Below are 15,463 nucleotides of genomic sequence, written 5' to 3' on the forward strand. Positions count from 1 at the left end.
AAAACAAAGAAAAGGTGCTTTTATAAAAAAAAGCCTTCTTTTTGGAAAAAGAAGGCTTTATATCGCGAAAATCTGTTGAAACTTCTTCATATTTTCTTGTGCGCGCAAAAATCGCTTCATCCCATAAGCCCCAAATTCATCGCCTTTGGCCTCTTTAAACAATGTCCATAAACTCCATAAAAAATCTTGGAAAATTTTATGCATGGCGATTCTTTGTTGTTCTTGTTTAGTCAAAGGTCGCTGAAAATAATGTTGATGGAAAATGGATTCTTCCCTTTCCGAAAGCCCACTTTCTAATGAAAATGCAGCCACATCCCAGAGCGGATCGAATTGACCGCTGTACTCCCAGTCTATCAAATAAAGGTTTCCATCCGTACTTTGGATAAAGTTTGTATACGATGGGTCTATATGACACGGTGTCTCTTGAATAGTAAAAGATTCGTATAGCGTTTTTAATTTAAATAAATCCTCTTTTACTTTTTCATAATGTCTAAATAAAGGTACGTTCACTTCTTTTACAAGTCTTTCATACGTTTCAATTAACGCAAACAAGTCAAATTGGTTATTCATGTGCACTTCAGCACGGTGCAACTTTTGAAACAATGCGGCAACCTTTTCCATCATCGAATCCAACCCGGCTAGTGCGGGCGTTAACGTCACGGCACCTGTGATTTTCTCGGTAATTTTGAAACCGCTTACATCGTTGAAGTAGAAAAGTTGTGGATTGATGCCAAGCGTTGTCGCTAACTGTAAATTCTCCATTTCTTCTTGTCGATTAACTAAAGCCCCCGTTCCCTTCCCCGGAATTCGAACGATATATTCCCTCGCATCGATGGTGATTAAATAATTAATATTCGTCATGCCGCCGACTCTCTTGATGATCTCAATGGATGCATCTGGCATTTGTATAGATTGTCTAATGATTTCAATCACTTTTGCCAACTCCATCGCCCTCGCCCCCATCCCCTATCTAGTATATTACTATTATGATCGTTATTTTCTTAGCGCGCAATCACTTTCTTTCCACGGAAATAGACTTGTTGAATGGCATCGGCTTTTGAAAATTCTAAACCGGGGATTCCGTCACAAATAATAAAATTGGCGTCCATTCCCGGCAGCAATCGGCCAAAATGATTGTCTTTCCCTAAGATTTCGGCGGGGTTCGCCGTAATCAGTGCCAATAGTTGATTTTCATCATAACCTTGTTGTTGCAAAAGCCGCATAGTCGGCTGAGCGATGGCTAATAATGACTCTACTCCGCGTAGCTGACCGTCCGTAAACGGCAGCCAGTCTGCCTCGGGATGCGGCGGTAAATAAGCATCGGTCGCGATTGAAACAGCAATGCCTTTCTTCACTAGCTTCAAAATATCCGAAGGAGAATTTGGTTTCAGATGTGTGCCCCCAAGCGGTGTAGCTACCACCTTTACATCTGTCGTTGCAACTTTTTCAATTAAAACGTCCGTAATACCATGCGCATGATGAAGGACATCCACACCCGCCTCGATTGCCATCCGAATGCTCTCTTCCCCCGCTACGTGAACACCGATCTTTTTTCCCATTTGATGGTAAATTGAAACAGCTTGTTTTAAGTCTTCTAATTCATAGATGATTTCTCCCGCTCTTGGCACTTCATTTTCAGTGAAATTGGCAGGGGTTGCGTTGATAAAAATATTTTCTCCTGGAAACTCACTTTCCCTGGCAATTTTTCGGATTAGGAACGGGTCTTTTAATTCATCGATCGTAATCGGTCGGGATTGTGTGATGGCTGAAAAATGTGCGGGTTCCGAAAAACCAATGGATATGCTGACAGTCGCAAAGGAAACGTCAAGCGGTATTCCTTGAACAATTTCACGATAATCTTGCACGGAAAACCGACAAAGCGGATGGCCGCAAATTTGCTCGCCGATTGCTGTAATGCCTGATGAAAGTGCTTTTAGAAGGATCGCTTTTGCTGCTAGAAAATGCGTTGCAGGGGTTACCGGATATAATGAGGATGGTGCAAATTCAAGCAAATGCGTATGGCAATCGACAAGGGATGGCGTGATGGTCGCATTTGAATAATCGACTATTGGCAAAGCAGGAAAACGTTTTTCCAATTGTCGCCAAGTGTCGATGGCAACTATTTTCCCCTTGTCAATTACCATACCGCCATTTTGAATTGTTCCAAGTGGACTAACAGTAACAAGTTCCCCGGCTTTGATCAAATAACCGTTCATTCTTTAACCTACTAAGAATGGCGTTAAGAAGACGGCTAATCCCCATGCAGTCAGGAGTCGAATCATGACACCTATAAGCGCTGCATGTAACGCTTCTCTTTCATTCAAATTAGATGACTCGATCCAAGTAACTGGAATTTGACCAAAAATGACGGACAGCGGCAACCCCGAATTAGCCAGGATAAAAGAGCCGACAATTAAACGCGGATCGATCGTTGTCGATAACTCTGCCAGTTGCGCAACAGCTAAAGTTGGTGCAGCGAGAATCGAAATAATGCCTGTTGTCGGTTCAATGCTAATAAAAGATAAAACAGCCGTTAGACCCGTTTCAATCGGTCCCCATATACCGAAAAATTTTAATGTGCCGATGAAAAAGAAGACAGCCGCAATTGCCGGAATAATGATCAACAGCAGGAGCTCGACGCCTTCTTTTGCAGACGAGAAAAACGTTTCTAAAAAACGCGTTCTCGGTGTAAATCTTGGCAAGTCTTCTAAGTCTACTTTTTTCGTATCGCGATAGATGGTAATAGAGAGGAGGAATGGAACAACAACAATGGGAAGAAGAATAGAGAAAAGGATGAGTGGAACAGATTTAATGCCAAAGACGGCGAGTGCAATGAGCCCGAGGACGAGTGTCGCAAAAGATTGCGGCGATTGAATCATTGTGGCAATGGCAATTTTTTGTTCGTCTTTCGTCGCTTTTGCTTTCACTAAAATTGGCCCGGCAATTTTACCAGCCGCATTAATATCGCCGAGAATATTGTAAACGCTTGGCACAATGACGGATGGGTTAATTTTCAACCATTTCATAACCGGGACAAATAGACGGATGAGTCCGTCTGTAAAGCCCGCGCGCTCAAGGAGACGTCCAAAAATGACACTTATGATAATGGCAATTCCCACTTCCCCCGTAAGAAACACATCGACGACAATTGGCTTTACTTCACCCATAACGGTATTGAAGTAATTGGACAATGAATTAGGCGCTTTTAACAAAATGATCAAGGAAATAAAGACTAATAGGACACCAATGATTTCAAACACTTGCCATTTTGACCGGTAAGATGAACTTTTTTTCACAGCCTGCCCTCCTATCGTTTCTCTATTTTATGTAGGAAGGGAAAATTGTGTGTTTGTCTTGGGTACTGATCTATATGACTGGCGAGTGACTATCACTCAGTTCTGCCGAATAGTCATGATAGGCACTTAATTGCAAACAAAAAAGCACTTCTGTTAGCCAGAAGTGCCCCGTTCATCATTTCAAACTGCGATTCAAAAATGCTTTCGTTCTTTCAAATTTCGGATTTAATAAAACTTCTTCTGGACTGCCGGATTCGATAATTTCTCCTTTATCCATAAACATCACGCGATCGGCGACTTCTTGTGCGAATCCCATTTCGTGTGTGACGACGATCATCGTCATATGTTCCTCTGCTAAATCTTTCATTACTTGCAACACTTCGCCTGTTAACTCTGGATCTAATGCAGAAGTTGGTTCGTCGAATAATAAGATATCAGGATTCGTCATCAAAGCACGTGCGATCGCGACACGTTGTTTTTGTCCCCCCGACAATGTCGCTGGATGAGCATTCGCAAACGCTGAAAGCCCGATTTTCCCCAGGAGCTCTGTACTTCTTTTTCGAACTGCCTCTTTTGATTCCAATTTTCGCAGCTTCGGTGCAAGCTCCAAATTTTCAATGACAGTTAAATGCGGATACAAGTTAAAATGTTGAAAGACCATCCCCATTTTAGCAGTCACTCGTTTGACCTCTGATTGCTTCGGGTAGACGCCGTCTTTCACTAAATAATCACCGCCGACCGCGATCGAACCGCCGTTAATCTCTTCTAAGTGGATTAAACTGCGAAGCATTGTACTTTTTCCAGAACCCGATGGACCGATAATCGCAACAACTTCATTTTGCTTTACATCAAATGTAATTTGTTTTAATACTTCCAGCTCGCCAAATGATTTCTTTAAATTTGAAACTTCTATAATAGCCATTGTTAAAAACCCCTTACCCGCTAAATGTGTACTTCTTCTCCAGCCGTTTAAAGAACAGCGTGAGGATTAGTGTCATGATTAAATAAATGATTCCTGCGAAGAAGAAAGGAATGATGGTGAAATCCCTATTGACTGCCGTTTGTGCAAAGTGCAGCAATTCCGGAACTGCGACCGCGTAAAGCAGTGCTGTATCTTTCACAAGTGTAATCGATTCATTCGATACGGCCGGCAATGCGACACGGAACATTTGCGGCAAAATAATACGTGTCGTCGTCTGCCATTTCGACAACCCTAAAACTTGTGAAGCCTCATATTGCCCTTTATCAATCGCAAGTAACCCGCCGCGGAAAATTTCCGCAAAGTAAGCCGCATAGTTGAAGATAAAGGCCAATGTAGCAGCAACGAAACGGTCTAATACTAAATGTTCACCAATAACCGGCAGCAGCGGTAACCCAAACACAAAAAATAACAATTGTAAGAGTAAAGGTGTTCCACGCATTAAATAAATATAGCCATGCGCAAACAACGAAAGCGGCTTAATGGAACTTCTTACCGCGAGCGTCAATAAGAAGCCAAGCGGAATCGACACAATAATGGCAATGAAGAACAATAATACCGTTGCCTGTGCTCCTTCTAACATCGGTTTAATGATGGATAAAAAATAATCTAACGTCATACGCGTATTCCTCCAAAAACAAAACAGGTTTCCCCTAAAGGAAATCCTGTTTGCCTTTTAGTTGTTCATTCTATTCCTGCAAAACTTTGTTTTCCCCGAACCATTTTGTTGAAATTTCAGCTGCTGTGCCGTCTTCATTCATTTCATCTAATGCATTTTGAAGCTTTTCCAACAGCTCTTCATTTCCTTTTTTCACACCGACACCATATTCTTCCGGCGCAAGTGATTCGTCAAGCACTTTAAATGTGCCAGGTTCTTTAGACATATAGTAATCGATAACAACTTCATCAATGACAGCCGCATCTAAACGGCCTGTTTTTAAATCTGTAAGAACGAGCACATTGTCCGCAAATTCTGTTGTCGATTTAATTTTTGAAGCAATTGGGTTTGCATTTAAAGCGTCAAGTGCCGACGATAGTGCCTGAAGGCCAACTACTTTTCCTTCCAAATCAGCTAGCTCCGTAATATCCGAATCCGCAAGCGTCGCAACCACTTGTGCGTTTCTCAAATAAGGCTTCGTGAAAAGAACTTTTTCTTTACGCTCATCTGTAATTGTATACCCATTCCAAATTAAGTCAATTCGTCCACTGCTTAATTCAGTTTCTTTCGTTTTCCAATCGATCGGTTGGAATTTCGGCGTGTACCCCATATGCTCTGCCGCTGCTTTCGCATAATCGATATCAAAACCTGTAATGTCATTATTTTCATCGCGGAAGCCCATTGGCGCGAATTTATCATCAATCCCAATAACGAGTGTTTGTTTCTCTTCTCCCGCATCATTTCCTTCATTTGAAGCGTCCGATGGTTCAGTAGAACTACTACAGCCTACAAGCAGCAGTAAAGCAGCTGCTAAAATGGACATCATTGTTAACAAACGTTTCATTTCCCATAACCCCTTTTCCGTTTTAACGCTTTAATGCGCTAAAGTGATGTTGTGTTTAATATAGCATACTTCATTTCAAAATGGTAGTCTTTTTATTAACTTTTTAATGCCTGCACCGACACCTCTCGAAACCCCCGGCTCTTTTCACTCGTGCTAGGCACCCAAAAATGAAAAAGCGCCTGCGAATTAGTTCGTGGGCGCTTTTTCTAGTTATTTATTTCTCAAGCACTTGATGAATTACGTCTTGTGCTTTACTGTTGTTGAGGTTTTTGTAAATAGTACCCGCTGGTTTGTGGCGAAGAGTTGCGGCGAAAGCGTTGGCGTGATCTGCTTCGCCTGTAATATAGACTGCATCCCAGCCCAATTGTTTTTTCAAACGTTCGACAATTTCGCCCATTCCTTTGTAAAAACGCTGCAAATTTTCGCGAAGTCGAGGTTCAATTCCATCTATACGCGTACTGCCTCCCGAAGTCGTGTTATGGGCATCGGACATATTTCTTCTCCCCTCTGCCCATCCTTCTAAATTGGGGTCGAATTCAAAAGTCAGTTCCCCGTGGACAAAGCCCATAGAGGTATCCAATATGCGGACTTCGCCAAAGCTCGGCAGAATAATTCCTGCCTCTGGGTATGCTTTGTACATATATTCCAATTCCTCGGTGACAGGATGACTTTCCCAATGAAAACTTGTTTTCCGGACAGGCACCTGCACATAATGAACGGACCAAAGCTCCGGATTAGCCGACGCAAAAATCACAACGCTTTTGCGTAAGCTATTCATATTGCTTTCAATTTCTTTTGTCACTTTTTCCCTAAGCGACTTGAACGCTTTTAATTCCTTCGGGTCGTCGGAAGCTTGAATATACTCTTCAATTCGCTTTAAGCCACTTTTCAAATGGAGTTTCCAACCGCCATTCAATTGTTCGGGATCCCCGGGATTTGTGCTCAAATAAACACTTAACACACAACGGTCGCCACAACTGAATTTTTTTAGCCTTTGAAGTTCGTTCTTAATTGTTTTCACTCGCATCGCCTCCTTCACAATTTTCACGCATAGCATGCCCTTTTAACGGATTCTAAAACGTATGTGATTCGGGCAGATTACAGTGGAATACTTGATCACAAATAAGTATCTTTTTTATGTTTTTTGCCCATTCTAATCACAAAGGAGGGTGATCTTGTGAATCAAGAAATTCTTTGCGAAGTAAACAACTGTAAATATTGGGGTTCTGGCAACCGTTGTAACGCAAAATCAATTTACGTTGTCAGTCAAAAAGGAAAAACTGCCCAAAGCAGTGAAGAAACCGATTGCAAAACTTTCGTACCGAGAGACTAAACGCTATTTAGGACATAGTATCAACCAAAAGCGCTTCGGTATGAAGATTAATCTTCATACCGAAGCGCTGCTATGTCTTTACTTCTCCAGTTCTTTGCCCATACCTTTTAAAAAATCAAGACCAAACTTCACCGCGCGATTAATATCGGGGTCATTCAAAGCTGTTAATAGCTGAAATACACTTACTTTATCGCCGTTATTTTGATAAAGCTCCGCTTCCTGCATGCCACTCTTTAATCCATTCGCTAATTTTTCTGTAACGGCCGGATCGATTGATGAGAAGACGCCAGCGACATTCATAACGTGATTGATCAGATTCGTCACGGGTTCTTTCGATACTTGGTCAATCGCAATTTTCGAAATGGCATCTTTTGCTTTTGCCATTGCCTGCACCGCGTCAAGTACACCAGCTTGATCTAATTCACCCGTAATCGCTATTAATTTTTGGAGGGCCTCATCTTGTTCGGCGATGAATGTTTGAAGTTCTTCTAACTTTTTTTGTTTGGATTGTTCTTCCGTCAATTCATTCCGAATAATCGTCGTAATTGGTTCCGCCATGGCTCCTCACATCCCTTTCCCATCATCAGTCAAATGGACGTAACCTGGACGTGCCCATTTCCGTTCGACTTCCACACCATTTTGCGGATGACGTTTTTTATTTCGCGGATTCGATTTTGGCAATGGATTTTCGCCGTCTTTTTGAAGTACTTCCATCCGCACCATCGTCTGCTTATAAGCAGGTGTATTTGTTCGTTGATCCACAGCCGGGCCTGTTAAAAAGTTAATGGCCGATTGTTTTTCAACTGAGTTCATCGGTAAGAATAACTCGTTTCCTTTAACACGATCCGTCACAAGCGCAGGTAATTTCAATGCACCAAACGGCGAGACGAGACGTACCGTTGAGCCGCTTAACACGCCGCGCTCTTTCGCAAGTTCCGGTGAAACTTCCACAAAAATTTCCGGTACTTTCGCTTGGATCCCTTCCGATTTATTCGTCAAGTTTCCTTCATGGAAATGTTCCAACATCCGGCCATTGTTAATATGCAAATCATATTCCTCAGGGAATCGGGTCGGCTCTACCCAATTGGATAAAGCAAACCTTGCTTTTTGATCTGGAAAATTAAACCCATCTTCATAAAGAAGCGGCGTACTGGAACCATCCAAGCTGCCCCATAAAAAGCTATCCCAGCCTTCCATGACTGAATAGTCCGCCCCAGCAAACAGCGGTGATAAACTTGCCATTTCCGCAAAAATTTCCTTCGGATGGCTGTAATTCCAATCGGCACCGAGACGATTCGCAATTTCTTGGACAATCCACCAATCTGCTTTTCCTTTACCAAGCTCTGGCAATGCCTGATACAAACGCTGTACACGTCTTTCGGTATTCGTAAACGTTCCATCCTTCTCAAGTGATGGCACTGCCGGCAGAATGACATCCGCATAGCGTGCAGTCCTAGAGAAAAAGATATCTTGAACGACAAGAAATTCAAGTTTAGAGAGCATGTCATGGACATAATTCGAATTGGAATCTACAAGCGCCATATCTTCTCCGACAACATACATCGCTTTCATAATGCCTTGATCCACTGCTTGAAGCATTTGAATATTATCTAAACCTGGCTTGCCCTCGATCTTCACACCGTAGGCCCGCTCAAATTTTTCCCGTGCTGCGTCATTCGTGACATGTTGATACCCAGGTAGCCAACCCGGCAGCGTTCCCATGTCACAAGCCCCTTGTACATTATTATGTCCGCGAAGTGGATAAGCACCTGTGCCCGGGCGTCGGTAATTTCCTGTTGCCAAAAGCAAGTTTGAAATAGCAGCCGACGTATCAGAGCCGCCAGTATTTTGCGTCACACCCATGCCCCACAAAATACAAGTTCCATCTGCATCTCGAATCATTTTAGCCGTTTGGATCAATTGTTCCTTCGAGAGCTTCGTAATTTCAGCTGCATAATCTAATGTATATTTTTCCAGCACTTCTTTAAATTCATCAAAATAATGCACATTGTCATCGATAAACTTTTGATCATGCCAACCTTGATCGATCATATATTTCGTGACAGCCATCAACCACACTTGATCCGTTCCCTGTCTTGGACTTAAGAAAATGTCGGAACGCTCCGCCATTTCATGCTTTCTAAGGTCCGCCACGATCAGTTTTTGACCGTGCAATTTATGCGCTCGTTTGACACGCGTTGCAAGCACAGGATGTCCTTCCGCCGGATTTGCGCCAACGATAATGACAAGACCCGCTTTCGCGATATCTTGAATTGTCCCGGAATCCCCGCCCATACCGACTGTACGGAATAAGCCGTCTGTCGCTGGGGATTGACAGTAACGCGAACAGTTGTCCACATTATTCGTTTCAAACACTTGCCGCGCAAGCTTTTGAATAACATAGTTTTCTTCATTTGTAATTTTAGACGAAGAAATAATGCCGACACTGTCTTTTCCATTTTCTTTTTTAATCGTGCCCAATTTCTCTGCCACGAGATCGAGTGCTTCTTCCCAAGATGCTTCCACAAAGGCACCATTTTTTCGAATTAAAGGCGTCGTAATCCGTTCTTCGCTATTCACAAAATCCCAGCCGAACTTTCCTTTAATACAAGTAGAAATCGCATTCACTGGTGCATCCGAAACCGGTTGGATTTTTAAAATGGTCCGATCTTTCGTCCACACTTCAAATGAACAGCCGACACCGCAAAACGTACAAACCGTTTTTGTCTTTTTCGTTCGCGTATCTCGCATTGCCGCTTCCGCATCCGAAATCGCCATAATACCGCTATACCCCGGTTCAACGTCTTTTACAAGGTCAATCATTGGGGTTAATACATCCTCTTTCATCCCCGTCATAAAGCCTGCTTCTCCGAGCATCGATTTTTCCATCAGCGCATTACATGGACAAACGGTAATACAATGGCCGCAACCGACACAAGATGAATCATTAATTTTCGCGCCGCCGTCCCATAAAACAATCGGGCGTTCCCGTTCCCAATCAATGGATAGCGTTTCATTCACTTGTAGGTTTTGACACACTTCCACGCATTGTCCACAGGCGATACACTGATTCGGATCATAACGATAAAATGGATGCGTCAAATCGACTTCGTCTACCGAACATTTCGGCGAATACGGATATTTTTGGTGCTCAATCTCCATCATGTCGACCGTATTATGCACTTTACAATTGCCGTTATTATTATCACAAACTGTGCAATAGAGTAAATGGTTTTCTAAAATGCGATCCATCGCTTCGGTTTGGGCCGCTTTTGCTCGTGTTGAAGAAAGCTCGACATTCATGCCCGTCGCAGCAACTGTTGAACAGGACCTGACAAGCCTTCCATCCACTTCTACGATACAAGTATCACATGTCTCGATCGGGTCTACTTCTGGCAAATAGCAAATTTGAGGATGTTCAATTTTGTTTTCATTGATGACTTGGAGCAGTGTTTGTCCTTCTCTATAGGTGTACGCTTTGTTATTGATCTTGATGTTCAACGCACAACCCCTCCTCCCAATATAAATGCTAGCTATTGATCATGTGTCATCTAGCTTCGCTTTTGTTCGCAAATGCCTTTCTACGTAACAGCATTCGCTAGCGCCGAAGCGGATTTAGTGTAATTCTTCAGTCTTTATTATGTTACTATTATTATAGTAGATTTTCATTACATAAACAATTTGTTTTCAGAATTCCTTGACATTGAAAGGAGGGCTACGAGTGGAGCAGGTGACGAAAAGAGTTGTGTCCCGCTATCAGAACGGACAATTCATTCAGAAAGAAGATACGATTGCGGTCGAACTCCCCGTTACGATTTATATAAATGGTCGTGAATTTGCGACGATCGTTTGTTCACCTGAATACATCGAAGACATGGTCATCGGCTTTTTGGCATCCGAAGGTGTCATTCCAAATTATGAAGACATTCAATCGATTCATTTTCAAGAAGAGCTCGGACATGTGCATATTTCGACGAATAAAATGTATTCCTTTTACGAAAAAATGCTCAACAAAAGATATATTACTTCGTGCTGCGGGATGAGCCGGCAAGGGTTTGTCTTTGCCCACGACGCCATCACCGCAAAAAACATGTCCCAAGTCCAGTTCACACTTACAGCCGGGCAATGTTTTACACTAATGAAACAAATGGACGAAGCCGCCGACATGTTCCACGATACGGGCGGCGTGCATAATGCTGCACTTTGTACACCAAACGACGTCGTTGTCTCGCGAATGGATATCGGGCGGCACAATGCATTGGACAAAATTTACGGTCACTGTTTAAAGCATAAGATTTCTGTTCGAAACAAAGTCATTGTGTTCAGCGGCCGCATTTCCTCTGAAATTTTATTAAAAGTGGCTAAAATTGGCTGCAGTGTTGTTCTGTCAAAATCCGCTCCGACTGAACTCGCGCTTCAACTGGCGGATGAGCTCGGCATTACAACGGTCGGCTTTATTCGCGGACAGTCTTTTAATGTTTATACCCAGCATCATAGAATCGAAGAATAATGAAAAACCGTCAACAATGAATGGTTCATTGTTGACGGCTTTTTTAAATAGTAGGCTCGTATTGTTCATAATAAGCATTTAGTTCGTGATAATACTTATTCAAAGAGGACGGCGAAATTTCAAACCACTCGGCAATTTGTTTAATCGTCATTTCAAGCGGCTCTATTAATTGTTGCTCAACTCCGAATCGAATCGCGCCTGCCGCAATTGCCACGTCTTTTCGGGCATTCGGCTGCTGCTCGACTAAGTAATCTTCGATAACCTCTAACAGCTTGTCCGGATCCTGGCCTTTTTCGTTTAGAAATGCTGTCACTTTAGAGAGTACACCAGATTCAAAGTTTGTAAATTCGTCCCCCCCGTACCCTTCCGCGCAAAGCATTTTCCAGAAAGCAAGCCCATTTTGCTGCATGAAGGCAGTAGGTACTTCACCTTGTGCGTTAAATTGCTTCACCAACTCATCAAACACTTTTTGATGATCTGTTGGGATAAAGACCAGGCTCGAAATCGCCAAATAATGATCTTCTTGCGCTGTACCATCCGGCAAGGTAAAGCAATATACATGAACACCTTCAGGCACGGGTTTCCCACTTTCTCGTCGTAAGAAATTCGTTTTTCCTGTGAAAATACAGTCAACTGTTAAGTAATCTTCATGAACTGCCTTTACTTCCCCGATCAAGATGCTCGGCTCGTACCAATTTTTCAAGACATTTTCAACGCTTGGGCGAATGATTTTCTTTCGTTGTCTGTCCAAATATTTCGTCCAAATTTCCGGTTGATGATGAAAGAAAAACTCGTCCAGTCCGATGGCTTCGATCATTTCCTCTTCCAAATCAGTGCCAAGCGCTGTCTTCCATTCATTCACGAGATTCAAATAGTCGCGAACGCTTCCGCGATCCGGATGCACTTCGTAAAAAGTTTGTAAAACCGCTTCCAGTTCCTCCGCAGTCACATCCGCGATCGAAACAGTTTCTTTCCCTGCACAACATTTTTTATATTTTTTCCCACTGCCGCAAGGGCATGGATCATTACGTCCTACCATAAAAACACGTCCTTTTCTTTCTTGTACCCGATAATTTAGTGTAACACTTATCGAACAATACGAAAATGGACATAAAAAAGTAAGGTTACTAAAATAATTCGGAATACTTTAGCAACCTTAGAAAATATTGCTCGTAACTAAAAGTTAAACCATTTTCAACAATGCTTCTTCCCCGATCATTCCTTCATGGATGCCCAGACTTTCCGCTTCAATCGTAACGGATTCGAGCGGTGCTTTTAATAATTGCTCAATCGTTTTGACGCCTACTGCGCGGCCCGCGATGATTTGCCGATCCGATAATTTCGTGTTTAACAGTTCGACATCGAGTGCCCCACACATAATATAACCATTTTTGTTCGAAACCGTCAGTAATGTCGTTTTAGGCAATTTTACTTCTACTGCCGTAAACGTATTTCCATTAATTGAAACTGGTGTCATCGTAATCATAACAAAGCCCCCTTCTTCCCTATACATATGGAAAGAGCGGGCTAAATGTTCAACAAATTAGTGTGACCTCACCAGTAAATAAAAGGCACACTATTAGCAGAAAGTGACAGTCGTCCAATGAATTGGTATACTAAGCATAACCTCAAGTAGAAGGAGGAAAACTGGGTTGAGCAACAATGCAAAACTGCAAAAAGAAGCCATGCATGTTCTAAAGTTAACAAGCCGAACATTTTATATCCCGATCAAACTACTGAATACGACATTACGGCAAACTGTCGGTTCAGCTTATTTATGCATGCGTGCAATTGATGAAATTGAAGATCACGAACAATTACCATCAGACGTAAAACAACATCTATTGCGTTCAACGAGTCAATTGCTTCAAACGACATTTGACAAAAAGGCCTACGAAAAGTTAGTACAGCCTTATGAAAACATTTTACCCGAAGTCACTTTACGTTTAAGTGATTGGCTGGACGTTTGCCCAGAAGGAATCCTTGAAAAAGTGAAAGAATCGACGGGTATTATGGCAGATGGAATGGCAAAATGGGTTGAAAAAGATTTTGTTATCAAAACAAAAGAAGACTTAGATGATTATACATATTATGTAGCAGGCTTAGTCGGCGTCATGCTGTCGGATATATGGGAATGGTTCGATGGCACGAAAACGGACCGTGAGTTGGCGATTGGCTACGGGCGAGGGCTACAAGCGGTCAATATGCTTCGTAACGTAGATGAAGATGCTGATCGCGGTGTCCATTTTATGCCGGATGGCTGGACGAGAGAAGAGATGTTTGACTATGCAAGTAAAAACTTAGCGCAAGCAAATGATTATATTGCATCGATCAAAACGAAAAACATCATTACGTTCTGTAAAATTCCGCTCGCCTTAGCAGAGCGAACACTGAAAGCATTAAAATCGGGCCACGAAAAAATGTCACGGTCAGACGTCGAGTCAACAGTCGATGAGATTTTGAATGAACAATAAAGAAGAGCGATCCATTGTACAATTTCCAATGGACCGCTCTTTTTTTATTCGCCTAAAATAACACCAACTGGCCGCTTCACAAGCAGTCGAAGACCAAAAAATAATGCCCACACTTCATTTTTTTCGTTTAATACGAATTCAAGTGGCTTCTCGTTCGGCATCATGACGAATGACTGACGAGAAAGAGCGCATAGAGGAAAATTGTTTTGATCAATCTGTGCGACAAGACCTTGTTCTTCTAACTCAATCTCAACTTGATATCCTTCATCGGATGCATAACACCCAACCATTCCCTTCAACTGACCTTCGTCCAAGGCAATTTGAGGTGCTGTGTATCTTTTTCGGTCTAGCGGGAGACCTAAAGCATTATTAGCGGCTGCTAGCCAAATGGCATCTGCACTAACGCCGCTGACATTTGTTAACACCGCCACAACGATCTCTTTTTCGGGGATAAACCCGAAATTCGAAGAAACGCCCGGCTGCCCTCCCCCATGTTCCACTAGCGTAACTTCCCCATAACGCGGCGTGATATGAAGACCGTATCCATAATGGCGATTTTGTTGTGTCCGATGAACAGGTTTTGCCATGATATCTGTCGTCTTTTTTGACACGATGCCATGCGCAAATCGATGTAAATACAGCTGGCCATATTTCAATAGGTCTTTTACTGAAGAACGGATCCCGCCGCCCACTGCATAATTGCCCAAAGTCGGCCATGCACATTTTGTCGGCCGTCCACTATTGAATACATAGGGGACCGATACATTCTCAAAGTGCCGTAATTGTTCTAAATCAAAAGTCGTTCGATTCATTCGGAGCGGCTCAATAATTTGTTTCGTAATGTAAGTCTTGTAATGTTCCCCCGTGACTTTTTCAATAATAGCACCCAAAAGTAGAAACAAATCATTGTTATAGCTCATATGGGCCCCGGGATCACCGAGAACATCAAGTTTCTTTTCAGCCAAATAGCGTAAATGTTCCTCCAAATTTGTCAGCTGCTCTTTACGTTCAACAGAACCCACTCCTGTCGTGTGGGACAGTAAATGGTGGATCGTGATTTGATCGCTCTTTTTATAGCCGCATAATTTAAAATCTGGCAAATAATGAACAACTGGTTTATGAATTTGTACTTTGCCTTCTTCCGCAAGCTTCATAATTGCCAAAGCGGTAAATGACTTGGTGACCGATGCGATCCCGAAAATCGTATCGGGTGTTACCGGCTCCATTGTTTCTAAATTTCTCTTTCCAAAGCCTTGTTCATAGACAACTTGACCGCCTACCGATACGGCTACAGCCACGCCAGGGATTTGCTCCTTATCCATTAACTCTTCAACAAACTGTTCAAACGCTCTCCATTTTCCCACTTAAA

15 protein-coding genes are annotated in these 15,463 nt (G+C 42.6%); 3 read left to right on the top strand and 12 right to left on the bottom strand.

The annotated features are described in order from the left end of the window. Positions 1 to 57: 57 nt before the first annotated feature. The 7 genes from AU377_RS08115 to AU377_RS08145 form a co-directional block, all read right to left on the bottom strand. On the bottom strand, positions 58 to 948 hold the full coding sequence (locus AU377_RS08115) for a choline/ethanolamine kinase family protein (protein ID WP_067406718.1): 891 nt from the start codon (positions 946 to 948) through the stop codon (positions 58 to 60). A gap of 53 nt (positions 949 to 1,001) precedes the next feature. Next, entirely contained in the window at positions 1,002 to 2,216 is a 1,215-nt protein-coding gene (locus AU377_RS08120; RefSeq protein ID WP_067406721.1) for an amidohydrolase family protein, read from the bottom strand. Between the two features lie 3 nt (positions 2,217 to 2,219). Beyond that, positions 2,220 to 3,296 (bottom strand): hypothetical protein, encoded by a 1,077-nt coding sequence (locus AU377_RS08125; protein WP_082731972.1) that lies wholly within the window; start codon positions 3,294 to 3,296, stop codon positions 2,220 to 2,222. A 175-nt stretch (positions 3,297 to 3,471) separates the two neighbouring features. After that, positions 3,472 to 4,218 (bottom strand): amino acid ABC transporter ATP-binding protein, encoded by a 747-nt coding sequence (locus AU377_RS08130; RefSeq protein WP_067406726.1) that lies wholly within the window; start codon positions 4,216 to 4,218, stop codon positions 3,472 to 3,474. A gap of 13 nt (positions 4,219 to 4,231) precedes the next feature. Next, positions 4,232 to 4,894 (bottom strand): amino acid ABC transporter permease, encoded by a 663-nt coding sequence (locus tag AU377_RS08135; RefSeq protein WP_067406729.1) that lies wholly within the window; start codon positions 4,892 to 4,894, stop codon positions 4,232 to 4,234. 70 nt (positions 4,895 to 4,964) lie between these two features. After that, positions 4,965 to 5,777 carry an amino acid ABC transporter substrate-binding protein gene (locus AU377_RS08140; RefSeq protein WP_067406732.1) on the bottom strand — a complete coding sequence of 271 codons (813 nt, stop codon included), beginning with the start codon at positions 5,775 to 5,777 and terminating at the stop codon, positions 4,965 to 4,967. A gap of 214 nt (positions 5,778 to 5,991) precedes the next feature. Further along, positions 5,992 to 6,798, bottom strand: a complete 807-nt coding sequence (locus AU377_RS08145) for a VLRF1 family aeRF1-type release factor (RefSeq protein ID WP_253724427.1) — start codon at positions 6,796 to 6,798, stop codon at positions 5,992 to 5,994. 156 nt (positions 6,799 to 6,954) lie between these two features. Between AU377_RS08145 and AU377_RS15310 the strand changes: the two genes are divergently transcribed. Then, positions 6,955 to 7,110, top strand: a complete 156-nt coding sequence (locus tag AU377_RS15310; RefSeq protein WP_082731973.1) for a DUF1540 domain-containing protein — start codon at positions 6,955 to 6,957, stop codon at positions 7,108 to 7,110. Positions 7,111 to 7,188: 78 nt separating this feature from the next. Here AU377_RS15310 and AU377_RS08150 read toward each other — a convergent pair whose 3' ends face one another. After that, positions 7,189 to 7,668 carry a DUF1641 domain-containing protein gene (locus AU377_RS08150; protein WP_067406737.1) on the bottom strand — a complete coding sequence of 160 codons (480 nt, stop codon included), beginning with the start codon at positions 7,666 to 7,668 and terminating at the stop codon, positions 7,189 to 7,191. A 6-nt stretch (positions 7,669 to 7,674) separates the two neighbouring features. Continuing rightward, positions 7,675 to 10,611, bottom strand: coding sequence for a formate dehydrogenase subunit alpha (fdhF, locus tag AU377_RS08155; protein ID WP_067406740.1), 2,937 nt, complete (start codon positions 10,609 to 10,611; stop codon positions 7,675 to 7,677). A gap of 220 nt (positions 10,612 to 10,831) precedes the next feature. Between fdhF and fdhD the strand changes: the two genes are divergently transcribed. Then, positions 10,832 to 11,620: a formate dehydrogenase accessory sulfurtransferase FdhD gene (fdhD, locus tag AU377_RS08160; protein WP_082731974.1), complete on the top strand. Its 789-nt coding sequence runs from the start codon at positions 10,832 to 10,834 to the stop codon at positions 11,618 to 11,620. A gap of 43 nt (positions 11,621 to 11,663) precedes the next feature. On the opposite strand, the gene AU377_RS08165 is transcribed toward fdhD, so the two are convergent. Beyond that, on the bottom strand, positions 11,664 to 12,659 hold the full coding sequence (locus tag AU377_RS08165) for a YecA family protein (protein ID WP_067406745.1): 996 nt from the start codon (positions 12,657 to 12,659) through the stop codon (positions 11,664 to 11,666). A gap of 144 nt (positions 12,660 to 12,803) precedes the next feature. Further along, entirely contained in the window at positions 12,804 to 13,106 is a 303-nt protein-coding gene (locus AU377_RS08170) for a YunC family protein (protein ID WP_067406747.1), read from the bottom strand. 166 nt (positions 13,107 to 13,272) lie between these two features. Between AU377_RS08170 and AU377_RS08175 the strand changes: the two genes are divergently transcribed. Further along, the gene (locus tag AU377_RS08175; protein ID WP_067406750.1) at positions 13,273 to 14,094 is read left to right on the top strand and encodes a squalene/phytoene synthase family protein; all 822 of its coding nucleotides are present in this window, start codon (positions 13,273 to 13,275) and stop codon (positions 14,092 to 14,094) included. A gap of 44 nt (positions 14,095 to 14,138) precedes the next feature. On the opposite strand, the gene AU377_RS08180 is transcribed toward AU377_RS08175, so the two are convergent. Continuing rightward, complete coding sequence (locus tag AU377_RS08180) at positions 14,139 to 15,458, bottom strand: serine hydrolase (protein ID WP_253724428.1); 1,320 nt, start codon at positions 15,456 to 15,458, stop codon at positions 14,139 to 14,141. Between the last annotated feature and the right edge of the window lie 5 nt (positions 15,459 to 15,463).

The sequence above is a fragment of the Sporosarcina sp. HYO08 genome, assembly GCF_001563475.1.
Classification (GTDB): Bacteria; Bacillota; Bacilli; order Bacillales_A; family Planococcaceae; genus Sporosarcina.